Origin of the sequence: Limimaricola sp. (assembly GCF_016125575.1) — a bacterium.
Lineage (GTDB): Bacteria > Pseudomonadota > Alphaproteobacteria > Rhodobacterales > Rhodobacteraceae > WGLM01.
The window spans coordinates 435393-454730 of sequence record NZ_WGLM01000005.1 but is presented as its reverse complement, the minus strand read 5'-3'; the positions used below and the strand labels follow the sequence as shown (position 1 = coordinate 454730).

Genomic DNA, 19338 nt, shown 5'->3' with positions numbered 1-19338 from the left:
GTCCTTATTCTTGCGCGGCGGGAACGCCCGAGGCGCCGCCGTTTCCAGTGATCCATGTGGCATTGGTCTTGATACCGCCCAACGGGAAGAAGTGCACCCGCTCGATCCCGAAATCCGGGTTCGCGGCCTTGTAGGCAGCCAGTGCGCCGACAAATTCGTTGGGCTCGTAGGGCATCAAAAGCTTGGTGACATCCATCGCGCGTTTCTGCAGCACCTTCAGCGAGGGGCCGACACCGCAGGCTATGGCGAACTTGATCAACGTCTGAAGTTTCGCGGGGCCGGCCACGCCAATATGGATCGGCAGATGGATGCCCGCATCGCGCAGCGCGTTGGCCCAGGCGATGACCGGACCGGCCTCGAAGCAGAACTGCGTCGCAAGCGCCATCTGCGCATCCGTCGTTTCGCTGAACTTCTGCTTCCAGCGCAGTGCGTCCATGACATTGCGGTCAGACCCGTCGGGGTCGATGTCGCGGTTGCCCTCGGGGTGGCCTGCGACGTGCAGACGTTTGAAATCGCCGAAAAGGCCCGTTTCCATCAGCTGCATCGAAGCATGGAAATCGCCCACCGGGGCCGAGACGCCGCCTGCCAGTAGCAGCGCCTGGTCAACCCCGGCCTCGCCCCGATAGCGTGCGATCCAGTCGGCCAGCGTCGCCTTGTTGGCGATGATCCGCGCCGGGAAGTGCGGCATCACGGCAAAGCCTTCACCGGCCAGCCGTTTCGCGGTCGCCACCATGTCCTCGATCGGCGTGCCTTCGATATGGGCGATGTAGACGCGTGTCTCTTGCGGCAGGATCGCACGGAAGCTTTCCACCTTTTCGGCGGTGCGCGGCATCACCTCGATGGAGAAGCCCTTCAGAAAGGCCTCAAGCGCGTTGCTGGCACCATCCGTGGGGACGGCGGCCTCTTTCTTCTTCATGAACGGGAGCAGGGACACGACAGCCTCCTTGATGCGGGCGGGAATGGGGGGACGTGAGGGGCCGCGCGGCGTGCTCACGCGCGGCCTTCATTGGCGATGAGCTCCCGCAGGCGCTCGGGCGTATAGGTGGCATCAAGGCGCGCGACCTCTGCCGCGGCCACGGCGGCATCGCTGTCGCCTTCCACCTCGACCGGGCGCGCCTTGCGCCATTCGGCGAGGTAGTCATCGGTGCCCGCCGCGCCCGATTTCATCGCGGCACGGTCGATCGCCTGCTCGAAACGTTCGGGCAGCGGCGCCTTCACCCCCCGCCGGCCCTTGCCGACGATGACCTGCGCGGGGATGTCGCGCCAATAAACGATGGTAACCTCGGGCATGATCGATTCGCTTTCTCGGGTCGCTCTGGGCATCTCTACGCGCATCGCCACGACGCGCGGGGTCGGATTTCGACATCGCGGACGCGCGCAGCGACGGCCGTTGTCGTCGCATCGTGGCACCTGCATTGCAAGGTTGCGGGCGGACGACCGGGTCGGCGTTTGCGAACAATGTCGCATGTCATCGGGCTTGCACGGTAGAGCGCCGCGTCCTACCTTCAAGACAACTCGAAATGGAGGGCGTGTGATGGCGCCCAAGCGCTCCGATGGTGCGGGCGCGTTCCCGAAAGCGGTCGAAAGCCCCGCGCCGCAAGCCCATGATCCTGCCACGCTTTACGCGGCGCTGGATCTGGGAACCAACAGTTGCAGGATGCTGATTGCCCAGCCGAAGGGCAGCCAGTTTCATGTCGTGGACAGCTTTTCCAAAGCCGTCCAGCTTGGCCAGGGCCTTGAGGCGTCTGGCAGCCTTGGTCGTGCCGCGATGCACCGGACCATTGCGGCGATGCGCATCTGCAAGCAGAAGCTGGACCGTCACGGCGTGCGCCACATGCGCCTTGTGGCGACCGAGGCCTGCCGGCGTGCCAAGAACGGCCCGGCCTTCATCGCGCAGGTCCGTCGTGAGACAGGGTTGCAGCTGGAGGTGATCGAGCCAGAGGAAGAGGCGCGGCTGGCAGTCATTTCCTGTGCGCCACTGGTTTCGGTCAAGACCCGGCAATTGCTCGTCGTCGATATCGGCGGCGGCTCGACCGAGCTGGTCTGGATCGACCTGACAGCGGTGCCGCGGCGCGAACGTCCGCGCGCCATCATGCGGCTTCACCGTGGTTTTGTGCAGGATCCCGGCCCCTTTGCCGCCGCCCGCGTGGTCGACTGGATTTCGGTGCCGCTGGGGGTGGCGACGCTGCGCGACCAGTTTGCCGATGTCGAAGATGATTCGGCCCGCTTTGCGTTGATGAGCTGGTTCTTCGAGGAGAACCTTCAGAAATTCGCGCCCTATACCGGCGAGCAAAGCCGCGACGGGTTCCAGATCATCGGGACCTCGGGCACCGTCACCACGGTTGCGGCCAGCCATCTGGGATTGCGCCGCTACGATCGCGCCAAGGTGGACGGGCTGCGGATGACCTCGGACCAGATCGACGCCGTGATTCGCACCTATCTTGCACTTGGTCCGGTCGGGCGGCGGGATGACCCGCGGATCGGGCGCGACAGACAGGCGCTGATCATGTCGGGGGCGGCGATCCTGCAGGCACTGATGCGGATTTGGCCAACCGACAGGTTGTCCGTTGCCGACCGTGGCCTGCGCGAGGGGCTTCTTTACGCGCAAATGTCGGCGCATGGGGTTCTGGAAGACGCGCCGTTCTGATATCGGGCGGCTTTCGGAGGCGGGCGAGGCATGGCCAAGACACCGGGCAAGAACACATCTGGCCGTGGCCAGCGCGACCTGCAGGTCAAGGTCAAGACCGCGCGCGGGCGCACGACCTCGTCCACGCGTTGGCTACAGCGCCAACTGAACGACCCGTACGTCAAGCGCGCCAAGGCCGAAGGCTATCGCGGGCGCGCGGCGTACAAGATCCTCGAGCTTGACGACAAGTACCGCTTCCTCGTCCCCGGCGCGCGGGTGGTGGACCTTGGCTGCGCGCCCGGCGGCTGGTGCCAGGTTGCCGTCAAGCGGGTCAATGCGCTGGGGGAACGGGCCAGCAAACGGTTGGGCCGCGTTCTTGGTGTCGATCTGCAGGAGGTGGACCCGATCGTGGGCGCCGAGATCCACCAACTGGACTTCATGGCCGACGATGCCGATCAGCAGGTCAAGGCATGGCTGGGTGGCACGGCGGACGTGGTGATGTCCGACATGGCCGCGGCGGCAAGCGGCCACAAACAGACCGACCACCTGCGCATCATCGCGCTTTGCGAGGCGGCGGCACATCTGGCCTTCGACGTGTTGGAGCCGGGCGGCACTTTCGTTGCCAAGGTGTTGGCGGGCGGAGCCGAGGCTGGTCTGCAGCAGTTGCTGAAGCAACGCTTCGAGAAGGTCGCCAACGTCAAGCCGCCGGCCTCGCGCGCCGACAGTTCGGAGAAATTCGTCGTCGCGACCGGCTTTCGTGGCCGGCCCGAGGAAGAGGCGGAGACGGAGGCCAGTTAGCCCCCGCGCTCCATCTCTCGACGGATGTCATCCTCGGAGATCGGGCGCTGGACATAGACCGCCCAGCCGTGGATTGCCACGCCGATGCCCCAACCGGCCATCGCGTAGGCTGGCCAGAACGAGCCGCGTCCGCCCATCGCCCAGATCACCACGAGAAGCAGGTTCACCAGCAGGTAGACGACAAGGTGAATGGAAAATCCGCGCTTGGCCTCCAGCCGCTTGCGCGCCGCCAGTCTTTCGTCCGCTTCAGTACTCATCACGACACCATCCATAAACTACGGATGGCGCGGATTTTGCGAGCGTTGCCGGCCCGTCGCCTTGATTTGGCTCAAGCGGGGCTGACTGCCCCGGCGCGCGCGGCGGCAAATCGCAACAGCCGTCCCAGTGCATCCTCGAACGCCGCATCATCCACCGTCAGCGCGACGCGGACATGGCCCGCCGCGGCCGCGCCAAAGCTTTCGCCCGGCATGACGGCCACTCTTTCGGCATCGAGAAGCGCATTGGCAAAACCCTCGCCGCTGAGGCCCGTGGCGCGGATATCGAGCATGGCATACATCGCGCCCTGCATTGGTGCCGCGCGCACCACGTTCTGCCCTGCGACCAGACGTGCGGTAATCGCGCGGCGGCGCCGGAACGGGGCCGCAACCGCCTCTTCCGGCGTTTCGCCCTGGCCCAGTGCGAAGGTCGCCGCGTCCTGGATGTAGCCCGGCACGCCGTAGGTGGTGTGAGTTGCAAGGTTGATCATCTCGACGATGATCTCTTCGGGGCCGCAGACCCAGCCGATCCGGCTGCCGGTCATCGCGTGACTTTTCGACATCGACCCGACAACAAGCGTCCGGTCGGCCATGCCGGGCAAGGCGCGCGGGCTAAGGTGCTCGCCTTCCCAGACTTGGGTGTCATAGACCTCGTCGGAGATCAGCCAAAGATCATGATCCGTGACAACCCCGGCGATGTCGGCCAGCGTGGCGGCATCATAGACAGCACCTGTGGGGTTGTTCGGCGAATTGACCAGCAGCACGCGAGCGTCTGGCGCGACCACCGCCAGATCGGCCGCCTGCGGCTGAAAGGCGTGTTCGGGACGGGCCGCAACCGGCACTGGCACCCCGCCCGCGGCACGCAATGTACCCGGATAGGTCACGTAGTAGGGATCGACGAAAAGAGCGCGGTCGCCCGGATCCAGCGTGGCCATGGCGGCGGCAAAAAGGCCGGCTTGCCCACCCGGGGTGATCAGGATGTTTTCGGGGCCCGTCGCAACGCCCGTGCGCGTGGCAATGCGTGTGGCGACAGCTTTGCGCAGGGCATCCGTGCCCGGCACGCTGGCGTAGCCGGTATGGCCCGCGCGGGCGGCGGCATCCATCGCGGCCAGAATGTCTGGCGCCGTGCGAATATCGTGTTCGCCGATCGTCAGTTCGATGACAGGCTGGCCCGCGGCCTTCATCCGGCGGGCGCGGTAGAAGACGTCCCAGCCGTCAGAGCCGCCGCCGGTGAGGTGGCTGATGCGTTGCGATGATTTCATGGACCGAGCCAGAGAACAGCCGGACGGGAATGTCAACATGCGGCGGGACGCTCGTGTCAGGCCGGGTCAAAAGGTGCCAGTGCTGCCTGAGCTTTCTTTGTCAGTCCGGCCCGGACGAGGCGGTAGGACATGGTCAGGCGATGGCGCAGTTCGTCGTCCGCCGTGTCGTCGGGCAGGTGGACCCAGCTGCGATGCAGGTAGCGCGCGCGTTCGGCCAGGCCCACCTCGATCAGCATCTCGGCGGTGTCCACGCTGTCGGTCTTGACATTCACGCCCGGCGCGACGGCCCCGATATTGGCGAACATCTTGCCGCCCACCTTCCAGCAGTCATGGCCGCCGCCCCAAGGGTCGGACACCTCGGCGCCGGGAAAACCGGCGCAAATGGCATTGACGCGAGACCGGGTCATGCGGGCAGGATGCAGCAGCACGGGGAGGGCTGGCAAGATGCAGCATTGGGTGGCCTTGTTGCGCGGGGTCAACGTGGGCGGCGCCAACATGGTGCCGATGGCCAAGCTGCGAGAGGTGGCGGCGGGCCTGGGTTGGCAGGGCGTGCGCAGCCATCTGGCCAGCGGCAACCTTGTCTTCGCGGCCGCGGGCGAGGCCGAAGGGCTGGCGCGGGCGCTGGAAGGCGCGCTCACGCAGGCCCTTGGCGTCAGCGCGGCGGTGCTGGTGATCGCGGCACCCGACTGGGCCGCGATGCTGGCCGAGTGCCCCTTTGCGCCCGATGCTGGCAAGGCCGTGCACGGGTTTTTCTGCTGGCAGACGCCTCTGCTTGACGAGGGTCTGCTGGCCACGCTGATTGCGCCGTCCGAGACGGTTCAGGTGCGGGGCAAGGTCATTTGGTTGCACGCGCCCGAGGGGGTGGGCCGGTCGAAACTGGCGGCCAAGATGGGGGCGGTAGCCGGCAAGGTGCAGATGACGGCGCGCAACCTCAACACCATCCGGGCGCTTGCGGAAATGCTGGACGAAGCCAGGGGCGCCTGCTAAGGCTTTCGCCCATGAAGAGCATCTGCATCCTGATTTGCTGCATTATTCCCTGCTGACATCCGTCGCGGGCCGCTCTTTCACGTTTCCATCCAGACCTGAAAACAGCTAGTCCCGCGGGCGAAAACCCGTTCGAGGCATCATGACCAAGCTGCGCCTGCACAACACCCGGACCCGCCGCAAGGAGGACTTCGTCCCGCTCGACCCCGCCAACGTGCGGATGTATGTCTGCGGGCCCACCGTCTATGACCGCGCGCACCTGGGCAATGCGCGCCCCGTGGTGGTGTTCGACGTGCTTTTTCGGCTGCTGCGGCACCTCTACGGCGACACGCACGTGACCTATGTGCGCAACTTCACCGACGTGGATGACAAGATCAACGCGCGCGCCGCCGCCACGGGGCGCGACATCCGCGAGATCACCGACGAGACGATCCGCTGGTATCACGAGGACATGGGCGCGCTCCCCGACTTTCGGGGTGGTCTTGGGGCCTTGAAGCCTAACTTCGAGCCACGCGCGACCGAGTGGATCGGCGCGATGAAGGACATGATTTCCGAGCTGATCGCCAAGGGTCATGCCTACGAGGCCGAGGGGCATGTCCTGTTCGCGGTCGACAGCTACAAGGATTACGGCGCGCTGTCGGGCCGCACGGTTGAGGACATGATCGCCGGCGCGCGGGTCGAGGTGGCGCCCTACAAGCGTAACCCGATGGATTTCGTGCTGTGGAAGCCTTCGGACGATGCGACGCCGGGCTGGGACAGCCCCTGGGGCCGCGGGCGGCCGGGCTGGCACATCGAATGCTCGGCGATGAGCTATGAGTTGCTGGGAGAGTCGTTCGACATTCACGGCGGCGGCATCGACCTGCAATTCCCCCACCACGAGAACGAGATTGCCCAAAGCATGTGCGCCCACGGCCACGGCGAATTCGCCCGCTACTGGCTGCATAACGAGATGCTGCAGGTCGAGGGCAAGAAGATGTCCAAGTCCTTAGGCAACTTCTTTACCGTGCGGGATTTGCTGGACCAGGGCGTGCCGGGCGAAGTGATCCGCTTCGTGATGCTGAGTGCGCATTACGGCAAGCCGATGGACTGGACCGAGAAGAAGCGGGTCGAGGCGGAGACAACGCTTAGAAAGTGGTATGCTCAGGCCGAGCAGGCTTTGGACAACGGCGAACCTCATCCCGGCGTAATCAATGCGCTGCTCGACGATCTGAATACGTCGGCAGCGATCGCCGAAATGCATGTCCTGTCGAAGGCAGATGATGTTGTCGCTCTGCGCGCATCAATGAGATTTCTTGGCTTTCTCCAAGATGGAATCCCGGCTTGGGCGGCGGGCGTAAACCTTGGTGGCCTTGTAGATAAACTAATGAAATTGCGAGATGCGGCAATCGAAAGCAAAGATTTTGGCCCGGTCGATGCCATGAAGGCAGCACTCGCCGAGGCGGGCGTCGAGGTGCGCATGATGAAATCTTCTGTGGAGCTTCGGCCGACAGTCGGTTTCGACCCCGCCAAACTGGAGGCCCTGAAATGATCCGCACATTGACGGCGTGGGGTGCCCGCAGGGGCGTCACGGGCGTTTCTTCGCAAGAAAGGCCGGCACGATGACCAAGGAACGCCTCTACCTTTTCGACACCACGCTGCGCGACGGTCAGCAGACCCAAGGCGTCCAGTTCTCGACCGCCGAGAAGCGGCGCATTGCCGAGGTCCTTGACGGGCTTGGCATCGACTACATCGAGGGCGGCTGGCCCGGCGCCAACCCCACCGACAGCGAGTTCTTCGACCACGCCCCGCAAACCCGCGCCACCATGACCGCCTTCGGCATGACCAAGCGTTCGGGCCGGTCGGCCGAGAATGACGACGTGCTGGCCGCGGTGCTGAACGCGAACACCCCCGCCGTCTGCCTTGTCGGCAAAAGCCATGATTTTCACGTGACCACCGCGCTGGGCATTCCGCTGGAGGAAAACCTTGCCAATATCCGCGCCTCCTTTGCCCATATCGTGGGGCAGGGGCGCGAGGCGCTGTTTGATGCCGAGCATTTCTTTGACGGCTACAAGGCCAACCCGGGCTACGCGCTGGAGGCGATCCATGCCGCCTTTGACGCCGGCGCGCGCTGGATCGTGCTGTGCGACACCAACGGCGGCACCTTGCCCGAAGAGGTGCGCACGATCGTCACCGCCGTGATCGCCAGCGGCATTCCGGGCAGCCACATCGCCATCCACACCCATAACGACACCGACCACGCGGTGGCCAACAGCCTCGCGGCGGTGGATGCGGGCGCGCGGCAGATCCAGGGCACGCTGAACGGCCTTGGCGAACGCTGCGGCAACGCCAACCTGACCACAATCATCCCGACGCTGCTGCTGAAAGAACCCTATGCCAGCCGGTTCGAGACGGGCGTGACGCCCGAGGCGCTGAAAGGCCTGCGCCGGGCGAGCCGGATGCTCGACGACATCCTCAACCGCGTCCCGCACAAGCAGGCGCCCTATGTCGGCGCCTCGGCCTTTGCCCACAAGGCCGGCCTGCATGCCAGCGCCATCGCCAAGGACCCCACCACCTACGAACACATCGACCCCGCGCTGGTGGGCAATACCCGCATCGTGCCGATGTCGAACCAGGCCGGCCAGTCGAACCTGCGCGCGCGTCTGGCCGAGGCCGGGCTGCAGGTGCAACCGGGCGATCCTGCGCTACTGCGCATCCTTGACCGCGTGAAGGAGCAGGAGGCGCGCGGTTACGCCTATGACACTGCGCAGGCCAGTTTCGAGCTGCTGGCGCGTGATTGCCTCGGCACCTTGCCGCGCTTTTTCGAGGTGGAGCGGTATCGCGTCATCTCGGAACGCCGCCGCAATGCGCGGGGCGAGGTGGTGACGGTGTCCGAGGCGGTGGTGACCGTGCAGATCGGCGGCGAACGCACGACGAGTTTCTACGAGAACGCCCATGACGAGGGGCAGGCCGATGCCGGCCCCGTCAACGCGCTGAGCCAGGCGCTGGCCAAGGACCTTGGCCGTTTCCAGAGCTACATCGAGGACATGAAGCTGGTCGACTTCAAGGTGCGCATCACCAATGGCGGGACCGAGGCGGTGACGCGCGTCATCATCGACAGCGAGGACGGGCAGGGCCGGCGCTGGGCCACCGTGGGCGTCAGCGCCAACATCGTCGATGCCTCCTTCGACGCGCTGATCGACGCGATCACCTGGAAGCTGTTGCGCGACGGGGCAAGGGCGTGAGCCTTGACGCCTGCGCCGATCTGGTCCGGCGCGGCGACCCGGACCGGTTTCTGGCCGCGATGGCCGCGCCGCCCGCGGCCCGCGCGCGGCTGTTTCCGCTTTATGCCTTCAACCTCGAGGTCGCCCGCGCGCCCTGGGTCACGGCAGAGCCGCTGATCGCGCAGATGCGTCTGCAATGGTGGCGCGACGCGCTTGACGAAATCGCCGCCGGCGCACCGCCCCGCGCGCACGAGGTGGTCGCCCCGCTGGCCGACGTGGTGGCGCAGGTGCGGCTGCCGCAGGCACCCTTCGCCGCGCTGATCGATGCGCGCGACTGGGACATTGGGCGCGATCCCTTCCCCGATCCGGCAGCGCGGAACGCCTACGTGGCCGCCAGTGGCGGCGGGCTGATGTGGCTCTCGGCGCTGGCGCTGGGGGCCGATGCGGGGCTGGAACAGGCGGCGCGCGACGTGGGCTTTGCCGCAGGGATGGCGCAATTCCTGCTGGCCGTCCCTGCGCTGCGCGCCGCCGGGCGTCAGCCCCTGTCGGAGGCGGACGAGGTTGTCGCGGCGGCAAAGGCCGGCCTGGCCGCGCTGGCCCGCGCCCGTGGCACCCGCTTTGGCCCGGCGACGCCCGCCTTGCGGGCCGGTTGGCGTGCGGGGGCCTTGCTGCGCGGGGCGCAGGACGATCCGCGCGCGGTGCTGGACGGGCGGCTGGTGCAGTCCGAGTTTCGCCGCCGTGGCGGCCTTCTGCTGCGTGCCGCGCTGGGCCGCTGGTAGCTCAGGCGACCGATTTCGGCCTGAGCGCCAGCCAGATCAGCGCGCCGCCGGCCAGCACCAGAAGCGGCAGCATGGCAAGGTTGACCGAGGTCCAGCCCTGGATCGGCGAGGCGCCCGAGCAGTTCATCAGCCCGCCCGAGGCGATCGAGGCCAGCGTCACCATGCCAAAGACGATGGTATCGTTCAGGCCCTGTACCAGCCCGCGCTCATGCGGCTCATGCGTGGCCGACAGCATGGTCGTTGCCCCGATGAAGCCGAAGTTCCAGCCGACGCCCAGCAGGATCAGCGCACCGAAGAAATTGGTCAGCGTCACGCCGGACAGCGCCACCACACCGGCCCCGGCAAGGATCAGCAGCCCCGTCGCCATGATCGTGCGCACGCCGAACCGGGCGATCAGGTGGCCGGTGAAGAACGAGGGCAGGAACATCGCCACGACGTGTGCCGAGACGATGTCGGCCGCGCTGCCCTTGGTATAGCCGCAGCCGACCACGGCCAGCGGTGTCGAGGTCATCACCAGGTTCATCAACCCGTAAGAGACCATGGCGACGATGATGGCGACGATGACATGCGGATCGCTCAGGATTTCCTTGCGCGAGCGGGCGCGCGGCGCGGCAGGATCAGGGGCCGTGCCACGGGTGCCCTTGGGCAGGTCCAGCCCGAAGAACAGCCACAACCCCGCAAGGTTGAGGAGAGCGACCAGCATGTAGCTGCCAAGGAAGGGGACGACGAAGGCGTCCTGCACCAGCTTGTTCAGCTGCGGCCCGACCAGCGCCGAAATCAGCCCGCCCGCCATCACGTAAGAGATTGCCTTGGGCCGGAACGATTCCGACGCTGTATCGGTCGCGGCAAAACGGAAAAACCCCTGCGCGGACTGGTAGATGCCGGTGAAGTAGGACCCGATCAGCAGGATCAGGAAGCTGCCTGAATAAAGCCCGTAGGCAGCGATCGCCGCGCCCAGCGAGGCGGCAAGCGCCCCCAGGATGAAGCCAAAGCGCCGGCCGCGCCGTTGCATCAGCGGCGACATCCAGCCTGCCGTCGTCATCGAGCCGAAGACGATCATCGAGATCGGAAGGGTAGCGAGGCAGGCAATCGCCGTGCCTTGCGTCATCTGCTGTCCCGCCAAGCCCCCGATGGTGAAGATCATCGGGATCTGCGCGCCAAGGATCGCCTGTGCGGCGACAAGGACAAGGACGTTGCGCCGCGCGCGGGTATCGGAAATTTCGGTCATCGAAGCTGCTTTATCCATCCCGGTTTCGGGATGCAATCTGTCATAGACGGTCGATGAGATGGGCGAAAGACCCCGCGACACGGGCCTGACGCAGCCCCATCGGGGCAAGGGCCGCACCTGTCGCGTCCGCCGCGGTGAAAAGCGGGGTCCCGGCCTCGGTCAGCGTGGTGGCATAATGAAATTCGTGCGCCGCCCAGTCACCGGCGAAAGGTCCACCTGCCGCGCTGACGCGCCGATAACCAAGGTGCAGCTTGCGCGCGGCGAAGCTGGTTGAAAGCCGTAGCAGGCCCGCCATCGGATGTGCCGTGCCGTCCGCATCGGTCAGGCTGTCGCCTAGAACCATGTACCCGCCGCATTCTCCATATATATCAGATATCTCCGAGGCATTCCTCAACGTTTGCATGAAGATGTTGTTTGCCGATAGTCGGCCCGCATGCAGCTCGGGATAGCCGCCGGGCAGAATCACGAGGTCGGCCGCCGGCACGGCCTCGTCGGCCAATGGCGAGAAGGTGGCAATCTCGGCGCCTCCGGCGCGCCAGTCGTCCAGAAGATGCGGATAGGCAAAGGCAAAGGCCGGGTCCTGCGCGATCGCAATCCGTTGTGCCGGGGGCTGCGTGCGCGGACCGGGCCGGGCAGCGGGCAGCGGGCGCGCCAACGCCAGAACGGCACCAAGATCGACATGCGCCTCGATCAGGTCGGCCGCCCGCGCGAGGTAGGCCGCCAGATCGTGCCGTTCGGCCGCCTGCACCAGACCAAGGTGGCGCGAGGGGTGCGCCAACCCGGCGCTGCGCGGCAGCGCCCCCAGCACCGGCAATCCTGTCGGGGCCAGCGCCGCCCGCAGCATCGCCTCGTGCCGGGCCGAGCCGATGCGGTTCAGAATCACGCCGGCAACAGTCACGTCGGGGTCGAAACGCGCAAAGCCCTGCACCAACGGGGCCACGCTGCCTGCCATCGCGGCGGCATCGACGATCAGGACCACCGGCAGGCGCAGTTGCCGCGCGAGGTCCGCCGTGGCGCCGCCCCCGTCGGGCGGTGCGCCATCGAAAAGGCCCATCGCGCCCTCGATCAGCAGCGTTCCCGGCCCGGCGGCGAGGGCCGCGATGCGTCCCGGCGTCATCGCCCATGCGTCAAGGTTGGGGCAGGGCGCACCACAGGCCGCCTCGTGAAAACGGGGGTCGATGTAGTCGGGCCCGGATTTGGCCGCGCGCACGGGGTGGCCCCGGCGGGCCAGCGCGTGCAGCAGGCCCAATGTCAGCGTTGTCTTGCCGCTGCCCGAGGCCGGCGCGGACAGGATCAGCCCCCGGCCGTGCGCCGCGGGATCGCTCATGTCAGGCGCTTTCGGCGGCGCTGTCGCGGCCCAGAGGGTCCGGGTTGCGCGGCGCAGCACCTGTCGCCAGCGCCTGCCAGTCCAGCACCTGCCGCATCAGCACGTTGCGCCCGACGCAGATGATCGCGGGCGGCTCCATCCCGGCGGCGGCAATATCGGCCTCGATCCGGCCGAGCGTGGTTTCCAGCACCGCCTGCGCGGGCGTGGTGGCCGAGGTGACGACGGCCACAGGCTCGCCCGGGCTGCGGCCCGCGGCGATCAGGTCGCCCGCGATCTGGCCGATATGCTTCATCCCCATGTAGATCACGATCACCTCGGAAGCCCTTGAAATTGAATGCCAATCAAGGGTTTCCGGCTTGGCGCCGGTCTGGTCGTGGCCGGTGACGAAGGTGACCGACTGGTTCACGTCGCGATGCGTCACCGGGATGCCGGCATAGGCCAGCCCTCCGATACCGGCCGAGATGCCGGGGATGATGCGGATCGGCACGCCATGCTGGACCAGCGTCTGCGCCTCTTCGCCGCCGCGGCCGAAAACGAAGGGGTCGCCCCCCTTCAGCCGCAGCACGCGACGCCCGGCGCGGGCCAGTTCCACCAGCCGCAACGAGATGTCGCGCTGTTTGGCCGAAGGCTTGCCGCCGCGCTTGCCGGCATAGATCAGCTCGGCCTGCGGCGCCCATTGCAGGATCGCCTCTTCGACCAGCGCGTCGTAGATCACCACGTCTGCCTGACCCAGCGCGTTCAGCGCGTGCAGCGTCAGAAGGCCGGGGTCGCCCGGACCCGCGCCGCTCAGCCAGACCCAGCCGGGCAGCAGCACGGGCCAGTCGGTTCCGGCAAGGGCGGGCAGGTTTGTCATACCCCCGTTATGCCTCGGCCCGCGCGCGCTGGAAAGACCGCAAGCGACGCGCGGCGACGGATTGGCGGCACCGGGGCGCGCGCCTATAGTCCCGGCGATGAGACCTGCACAAGCCACCTCGCTGCGCCGCGGCTGGACGACCGGCGCCTGCGCCACCGCCGCCACCAAGGCGGCGCTGATGCGGCTGTGGGGCGGCGCGTTCCCCGAAGCGGTAGGCATCACGCTGCCCAAGGGCGAGCGGCCGGTCTTCGCGGTGGCGCACCGGGCCGAGGGGCCGGGCTGGGCCGAGGCGGGCATCGTCAAGGATGCGGGCGACGACCCGGACGTGACTCACGGCGCGCTGATCGTGGCCCGGGTCGCGCCCTCGGCGGGCGGCGTTGTCTTTCGCGCAGGGCCCGGCGTGGGCACCGTCACCCTTCCCGGTCTGCCCGTGCCCGTGGGCGATCCCGCGATCAACCCCGTTCCGCGCGCCATGATGGACGAGGTTGTGGCGGAACTGGCCGCAGAGCATGCCCGCGCGCCCGACGTGGAAATCACACTATCGGTTCCGGGCGGCGAGACGATTGCCGAAAAGACATGGAACCCCCGGCTGGGCATCGTCGGGGGGCTGTCGATTCTGGGCACCACCGGCGTGGTCCGCCCGTTTTCCTGCGCGGCATGGATCGCCTCGATCCATCGGGGCATCGATGTGGCGCGCGCGGGGGGGCTCGCCCATGTCGCGGGCTGCACCGGGGCCACCAGTGAACGGGTAGTGCAGGCGCTTTACGGCCTGCCCGATCACGCGATGCTGGACATGGGCGATTTCGCGGGGGGCTTGCTCAAATACCTCGCCCGCCACCCGGTGGCGCACATCACCATCGGCGGCGGCATCGGCAAGATGCTGAAACTGGCCCAGGGCGCGGTGGACCTGCATTCAGGCCGCAGCCAGGCCGATTTTGCCGTGCTGGCCGACCGGCTGGGCGATGCGCGGCTGAGCGAGGTGAATACCGCGCTGGAAGCCTATGAGATTGCCGGAGAAAAAATGGCCACAGTCGTTGCGACGGACGCACTGGAACGGGTCCGCACGCTGTTGGGCCCGGCGCCGGTTGCGGCAGATATCGTGATCATCGACCGTGCGGGGCGCATCCTCGCGCGCGCGTCATGAAGGTTCTGTTGCTTGCCGGGACGGCCGAGGCGCGGGCGGTGGCCGCGGCGCTGGCTGTGCGCGATATCGCGGTGATTGCCTCGCTTGCCGGGGCCACCCGATCGCCTGCCACCCTCCCGGTGCCCACCCGCATCGGAGGATTCGGTGGGCAGGCCGGGTTCGAGGCGTTCCTTGACACTGAAAAGATAGACGCCGTTCTTGATGCCACGCATCCCTTCGCGGCCCGGATCACGGCGCGCACTGCCATGGTTTGCGCCGCGCGGGGCCTGCCCTGCGCGCATCTGATCCGTCCGGCATCGACGCCGGGCAAGGGCGACGACTGGACGATGGTCACACAAGAAGAGGATGTGGCGGCGCAAATCCCCGCGTCGGCAACCGTATTTCTGGCCACTGGCCGGCAGTCATTGCCGCGATTTGCGGCGCTGGCAGGCCACCGGGTGATCCTGCGTGTCGTCGACCCGCCGCGCACGCCCTTTCCCTTTCCCGGAGGCGAGTTCCTGATCGCCCGGCCGCCATTTACCGCCGAAAGTGAGCGGCATCTGTTCAATGCCCTCGGTATCGACGTGGTGGTTGCCAAGAACGCAGGCGGGGCGGAAGGGCGGGCCAAGCTTGACGCCGCCCGCGCCCTGCGCCTGCCCGTTGTGATGATCCGCCGTCCCGCTCCACCCGACGGGACGATCCTGACCAGCGTCAATGACGCGCTGGACTGGTTGGCCGGGCTGTGAGCATCGGCCGCATCATCGAAACGCCCGCCTGCATAGCCGAGGGTGCGGCATGGCTTGCGCAGGTTGAGCCGCGCTTTGCCGCGGCGCTGGCGTTGACGGGACCGCTGCCGCTGCGCCGCCAGTCGGACGGATTTTCACAGCTTCTGAAGGCGATTGTCAGCCAGCAGGTCAGCGTGGCCAGCGCCAACGCGATCTGGGAACGGCTTCAGGCCGCGGGTATGACCGATCCCGCTGTGGTGACCGCCACCGACGAGGATAGCCTGCGCGCGCTTGGCCTCAGCCGTCAGAAGGCGCGCTATGCCAAGGCGCTGGCGGCGGCCGGGATCGATTATCCTGCATTGCGCGCGCTGCCGACGCACGAGGTTGTCGCGCATCTCGTCGCGGTGCCCGGAATCGGCCACTGGACGGCCGAGATTTACGCGATGTTCAGCCTTGGGCGGGCCGATGTCTTTGCGCCCGGCGATCTGGCGCTGCAGGAAGCGGCGCGGTTGCTATTCGACCTGCCCGACAGGCCGCGGCCCGCCGCGCTGGCCCGGATGGCGGCCGGATGGTCGCCGTGGCGGGCGGTTGCGGCACGGCTGCTCTGGGCCTACTACAGGCAGGCGAAAAACCGGGAAGGTGTGGCATGACAAGGGCATTGGATGCGGGCCGGGTGGAACCGGTCTCGGGCGAGGTGCGTTCGGCGGTGATCCTGCTGCATGGCTACGGTGCCAATGGGGCGGACCTGCTGGGCCTGGCCGATCCGCTGGGCGAACATCTGCCTGACACCTTGTTCATCGCCCCTGACGCGCCCGAAGCCTGCGCCGGCGCGCCCTTCGGATTTCAGTGGTTCCCGATTCCGTGGATCGACGGATCGTCCGAGGAAGAGGCCGCGCAGGGCCTTGGTCATGCCGCCGCCGATCTGCAGGCCTTTATCGACGGGGTGATGGTGGATGAGGATCTGTTGCCCGAACAGGTGATCCTGCTGGGGTTTTCGCAAGGCTCGATGATGGCGTTGCACGTGGCCCCACGGCGCGAAGACCCGGTGGCGGGCATCGTGGCCTTCTCGGGCCGCTTGCTGGAGCCTGAATTGCTGGCAGACGAGGCGGTTTGTCGGCCTGCCGTCTTGCTGATCCACGGCGATCAGGACGAGGTGGTTCCGGTGCAAAGCCTGCCAGACGCCGCAGAGGCGTTGCAAAAGGCCGGCTGGGACGAAGTTTATGCCCATATCGAGCGCGGCTGTGCCCATGGCATCGCCCCTGACGGGCTGGAGGTGGCGCTGGCCTTCATGGCCGAACGGTTGGGCTACGCCTGATCCTGCGGCGCCCACAGGCGCGGCTCGGCAAACTCCACCGAATTACCCGCCGGATCGCGGCAATAAAGGCTGCGCGCGCCGTTGGGCCACAGGAAATCAGCCTCGACGGGGATGCCCGCGCCTTCAAGGCGTTCGCGCCAGCCGTCAATCTCGGCCGATGTCGCCGCAAAGCAGACATGGCCCTGTCCGCGGCCCCCGTGCGGTGGTACGGGCAAGGCGCCGGGGCGCGGCGGTATCGCGCTTTGCTCGGGGTTGAAGACCAGCAACATCGCAGGGCCGATGCGGAAGAAGACATGCCGCTCACCTGCGCGCACGACGCGCGTCAGGCCAAGAACGCCGCCATAGAATGCCTCTGCCGCGTCAAGGTCGGCCGCATAAAGCGCGGTTTCAAGGACGGCGCGTAGGGTAGGGGCTTGCGGTGCGGACATGAGGCCATCCTAGCACCCCGTTCACGGGGCTTCTACCGCACCCTGCCTGCAGATCGTGCAATCCTGTCATGGTCCTGTCAGAAATCCGCGCTAGCTCGTTTTTCGTGAACGACACAGCATCTTGCGGGGCTTGTCAGGCAGTTTACGCCAGATATAGTCAATTCGATGGCCGGAACGGTCTACTGTTCCGGCGCCCGGTGCGGCAGGCGAAACGGGGGTGACGGCAGAGATGGACGGGGACTTCAGAACCACCTTCGTGCGCGACCCGGCCGCGTTGCGCCAGCATCCCGCCCTTGTCCTGAATGCCGACTATCGCCCGCTCAGCTATTACCCGTTGTCGCTTTGGCCATGGCAGGAGGCGGTCAAGGCGGCTTGGCTGGACCGGGTTGATATCGTGGCCACCTATGACGAGGTGGTGCGCAGCCCCTCGACCTCGATCCATATCCCCTCGGTCGTGGTGCTGAAGGATTACGTCAAGCCGCGCAAGAGGGTGGCCTTCACCCGGTTCAACCTGTTTCTGCGGGATGAATTTCGCTGCCAGTATTGCGGCGCGCGTGGTGATCTGACCTTTGATCATGTCGTACCGCGGGCCCGCGGTGGCATCACCAGCTGGGAAAACGTTGTGGCGGCCTGTTCGCCCTGCAACCTGCGCAAAGGCTCACACAGCTTGCGCCAATCGGGGCTTAGCCTGATGCGCCCGCCGCGCCGCCCCGGGGCCGAGGAGTTGCGCAACATGGGGCGCAAGTTTCCGCCCGGCCACCTGCACGAAAGCTGGGTGGACTATCTTTACTGGGATGCCGAACTCGAGGCCTGAGGTGCGGGCGCGCTGTTGCCGACGGGCCGCGCCTTGGCTGACGCGCGCCGCGCTTGGTGCTAGACTTCGCGGGATGAGGTTTGTATCAGGGCCGCGTTAGCGCTAACGCCCCGGCGCTGGAACCGCGCGAGGAACGGAACAAGCCATGGTATCTCGGGTCATTCCGGTCGACAGCTTCGACCTCGTCATCTTCGGCGGCACCGGCGACCTTGCCCGCCGCAAGATCCTGCCAGGCCTGTTCCGGCGCTTCATCGCAGGCCAGATGCCGGCCGATGCCCGGATCATTGGCGCGGCCCGTTCCGACATGGACGATGCCGCCTACCGGGCCATGGTCGAGGCCGCGATCGCCGAATTTGGCGGGCAGGAATCAAAAGATACCAAGACCTTGCAGGCCTTTCTTGAGCGCTTGCATTACGTCGCGATCGACGCCACCGGCAAGGGCGGTTGGACGCAGCTTGCCGCGATGATGCGCGACAGCGTAATTCGTGCCTTCTATTTCTCGGTCGCGCCGTCGCTATTCGCCGATCTTGCGCAGCGCCTTCACCAGCACAAGATTGCCGACCGCGAGAGCCGGATCGTCGTGGAAAAGCCCTTCGGGCGTGATCTCGATTCGGCGCGCGCGCTGAATGAAGGCCTGGCCGCGCATTTCGACGAACGGCAGATTTACCGGATCGACCATTACCTCGGCAAGGAAACCGTCCAGAACCTGATGGCCGTGCGGTTTGGCAACGTCCTGTTCGAGCCGTTGTGGAACAATCACTACGTCGATCACATCCAGATCACCGTGGCCGAGACGGTGGGCGTCGGCGGGCGCGGCAGCTATTATGACAAGTCCGGCGCGATGCGGGACATGGTGCAGAACCACCTTATGCAGCTTTTGTGCCTGATCGCGATGGAACCGCCTGCGCTTTTTGGCGCCGACGCGGTGCGCGACGAGAAGTTGAAGGTCATCCGTGCTTTGCAGCCGGTCGAACCCGAGAATATCGTGCGCGGCCAATACGAAGCGGGCGAGGACGGCCCCGATTACGCCACCGATGCCGAAAACCCCCGTTCGACGACCGAAAGTTTCGTTGCCATGCAGGTGGAAATCGCCAACTGGCGGTGGGCGGGTGTGCCGTTCTACCTGCGCACCGGCAAGCGGATGAAAGCGCGCTCGTCCGAGATTGCCGTTGTCTTTCAGGATCTTGGCCATTCGATTTTCAAGGGTGACAAGGCGCGCCACCGCAACATGCTGTCGATCCGGCTGCAGCCCAACGAAGGCATGGACCTGCAGGTCACCATCAAGGAGCCGGGTCCGGGCGGGATGCGCCTGATCGACGTCCCGCTCGACATGACCTTTGCCGATGCGTTGGGCCCCGATGCCGAAGCCGTGCCCGATGCCTACGAGCGGCTGATCATGGATGTGATCCGGGGCGACCAGACGCTGTTCATGCGCGGTGACGAGGTCGAGGCTGCCTGGGCCTGGACCGACCCGATCATCCACGACTGGGAGACGCGCGGCGACGTGCCCAAGCCTTACGAGCCGGGATCCGCCGGTCCCGAAGAGGCCGCGATCCTGATGCATCGCGACGGGCGGCGCTGGCGTGATATCAAGGGCTGAGGGCCGTCACGAAGGAGGCAGC

21 protein-coding genes are annotated in these 19338 nt (G+C 66.6%); 12 read left to right on the top strand and 9 right to left on the bottom strand.

The annotated features are described in order from the left end of the window. Positions 1–4 precede the first annotated feature (4 nt). Entirely contained in the window at positions 5–916 is a 912-nt protein-coding gene (locus tag GC146_RS13680; RefSeq protein WP_291840734.1) for a methylenetetrahydrofolate reductase, read from the bottom strand. Between the two features lie 74 nt (positions 917–990). Then, positions 991–1290: a virulence factor gene (locus GC146_RS13675; RefSeq protein WP_291839703.1), complete on the bottom strand. Its 300-nt coding sequence runs from the start codon at positions 1288–1290 to the stop codon at positions 991–993. A 244-nt stretch (positions 1291–1534) separates the two neighbouring features. Here GC146_RS13675 and GC146_RS13670 point away from each other — a divergent pair, with 244 nt between their 5' ends. Both GC146_RS13670 and GC146_RS13665 read left to right on the top strand, forming a co-directional pair. Then, entirely contained in the window at positions 1535–2647 is a 1113-nt protein-coding gene (locus tag GC146_RS13670; RefSeq protein WP_291839701.1) for a Ppx/GppA phosphatase family protein, read from the top strand. Positions 2648–2677: 30 nt separating this feature from the next. After that, on the top strand, positions 2678–3424 hold the full coding sequence (locus GC146_RS13665) for an RlmE family RNA methyltransferase (protein WP_291839698.1): 747 nt from the start codon (positions 2678–2680) through the stop codon (positions 3422–3424). Here the strand turns inward: GC146_RS13665 and GC146_RS13660 are convergent. From GC146_RS13660 to GC146_RS13650, 3 genes are all read right to left on the bottom strand, one after another. Further along, entirely contained in the window at positions 3421–3681 is a 261-nt protein-coding gene (locus GC146_RS13660) for a 2TM domain-containing protein (RefSeq protein ID WP_291839695.1), read from the bottom strand. The genes GC146_RS13665 and GC146_RS13660 overlap by 4 nt on opposite strands. Before the next feature lie 71 nt (positions 3682–3752). Then, positions 3753–4940 (bottom strand): aminotransferase class I/II-fold pyridoxal phosphate-dependent enzyme, encoded by a 1188-nt coding sequence (locus tag GC146_RS13655; protein WP_291839691.1) that lies wholly within the window; start codon positions 4938–4940, stop codon positions 3753–3755. A 56-nt stretch (positions 4941–4996) separates the two neighbouring features. Next, a complete protein-coding gene (locus GC146_RS13650) occupies positions 4997–5347 on the bottom strand; it encodes an MmcQ/YjbR family DNA-binding protein (RefSeq protein WP_291839688.1) in 351 nt (116 codons plus the stop codon). 37 nt (positions 5348–5384) lie between these two features. Here GC146_RS13650 and GC146_RS13645 point away from each other — a divergent pair, with 37 nt between their 5' ends. The 4 genes from GC146_RS13645 to GC146_RS13630 all read left to right on the top strand — a co-directional run bounded on the left by GC146_RS13645 (position 5385) and on the right by GC146_RS13630 (position 9903). After that, positions 5385–5927 carry a DUF1697 domain-containing protein gene (locus tag GC146_RS13645; protein WP_291839685.1) on the top strand — a complete coding sequence of 181 codons (543 nt, stop codon included), beginning with the start codon at positions 5385–5387 and terminating at the stop codon, positions 5925–5927. 139 nt (positions 5928–6066) lie between these two features. Then, on the top strand, positions 6067–7452 hold the full coding sequence (gene cysS / locus GC146_RS13640; RefSeq protein WP_291839682.1) for a cysteine--tRNA ligase: 1386 nt from the start codon (positions 6067–6069) through the stop codon (positions 7450–7452). Between the two features lie 70 nt (positions 7453–7522). After that, positions 7523–9145: a citramalate synthase gene (gene cimA, locus GC146_RS13635; RefSeq protein ID WP_291839679.1), complete on the top strand. Its 1623-nt coding sequence runs from the start codon at positions 7523–7525 to the stop codon at positions 9143–9145. Continuing rightward, a complete protein-coding gene (locus tag GC146_RS13630; protein WP_291839675.1) occupies positions 9142–9903 on the top strand; it encodes a squalene/phytoene synthase family protein in 762 nt (253 codons plus the stop codon). Before cimA ends, GC146_RS13630 begins: the two co-directional genes overlap by 4 nt. Before the next feature lies 1 nt (position 9904). On the opposite strand, the gene GC146_RS13625 is transcribed toward GC146_RS13630, so the two are convergent. The 3 genes from GC146_RS13625 to cobA are packed head-to-tail and all read right to left on the bottom strand — an operon-like array spanning position 9905 to position 13311. After that, on the bottom strand, positions 9905–11131 hold the full coding sequence (locus tag GC146_RS13625; RefSeq protein ID WP_291839673.1) for an MFS transporter: 1227 nt from the start codon (positions 11129–11131) through the stop codon (positions 9905–9907). Between the two features lie 40 nt (positions 11132–11171). Then, positions 11172–12458 (bottom strand): cobyrinate a,c-diamide synthase, encoded by a 1287-nt coding sequence (locus GC146_RS13620; protein ID WP_291839670.1) that lies wholly within the window; start codon positions 12456–12458, stop codon positions 11172–11174. 1 nt (position 12459) lies between these two features. After that, positions 12460–13311: a uroporphyrinogen-III C-methyltransferase gene (cobA, locus tag GC146_RS13615; RefSeq protein WP_291839667.1), complete on the bottom strand. Its 852-nt coding sequence runs from the start codon at positions 13309–13311 to the stop codon at positions 12460–12462. 97 nt (positions 13312–13408) lie between these two features. Between cobA and GC146_RS13610 the strand changes: the two genes are divergently transcribed. The 4 genes from GC146_RS13610 to GC146_RS13595 are packed head-to-tail and all read left to right on the top strand — an operon-like array spanning position 13409 to position 16474. Next, positions 13409–14455, top strand: coding sequence for a cobalt-precorrin-5B (C(1))-methyltransferase (locus GC146_RS13610; protein WP_291839665.1), 1047 nt, complete (start codon positions 13409–13411; stop codon positions 14453–14455). Then, the gene (locus tag GC146_RS13605; protein WP_291839662.1) at positions 14452–15180 is read left to right on the top strand and encodes a cobalt-precorrin-6A reductase; all 729 of its coding nucleotides are present in this window, start codon (positions 14452–14454) and stop codon (positions 15178–15180) included. Before GC146_RS13610 ends, GC146_RS13605 begins: the two co-directional genes overlap by 4 nt. Then, positions 15177–15809 (top strand): DNA-3-methyladenine glycosylase 2 family protein, encoded by a 633-nt coding sequence (locus GC146_RS13600; protein WP_291839660.1) that lies wholly within the window; start codon positions 15177–15179, stop codon positions 15807–15809. Before GC146_RS13605 ends, GC146_RS13600 begins: the two co-directional genes overlap by 4 nt. Next, entirely contained in the window at positions 15806–16474 is a 669-nt protein-coding gene (locus GC146_RS13595) for an alpha/beta fold hydrolase (protein ID WP_291839657.1), read from the top strand. The genes GC146_RS13600 and GC146_RS13595 overlap by 4 nt, the downstream gene beginning before the upstream one ends. Here the strand turns inward: GC146_RS13595 and GC146_RS13590 are convergent. Next, a complete protein-coding gene (locus tag GC146_RS13590; protein ID WP_291839654.1) occupies positions 16465–16902 on the bottom strand; it encodes a VOC family protein in 438 nt (145 codons plus the stop codon). The two genes, GC146_RS13595 and GC146_RS13590, sit on opposite strands and share 10 nt — an antisense overlap. 229 nt (positions 16903–17131) lie before the next feature. On the opposite strand from GC146_RS13590, the gene GC146_RS13585 reads away from it, so the two are divergent. Next, positions 17132–17716, top strand: a complete 585-nt coding sequence (locus tag GC146_RS13585) for an HNH endonuclease (RefSeq protein WP_291839651.1) — start codon at positions 17132–17134, stop codon at positions 17714–17716. Positions 17717–17861: 145 nt separating this feature from the next. Beyond that, positions 17862–19316 (top strand): glucose-6-phosphate dehydrogenase, encoded by a 1455-nt coding sequence (gene zwf / locus GC146_RS13580; RefSeq protein ID WP_291839649.1) that lies wholly within the window; start codon positions 17862–17864, stop codon positions 19314–19316. Positions 19317–19338 lie beyond the last annotated feature (22 nt).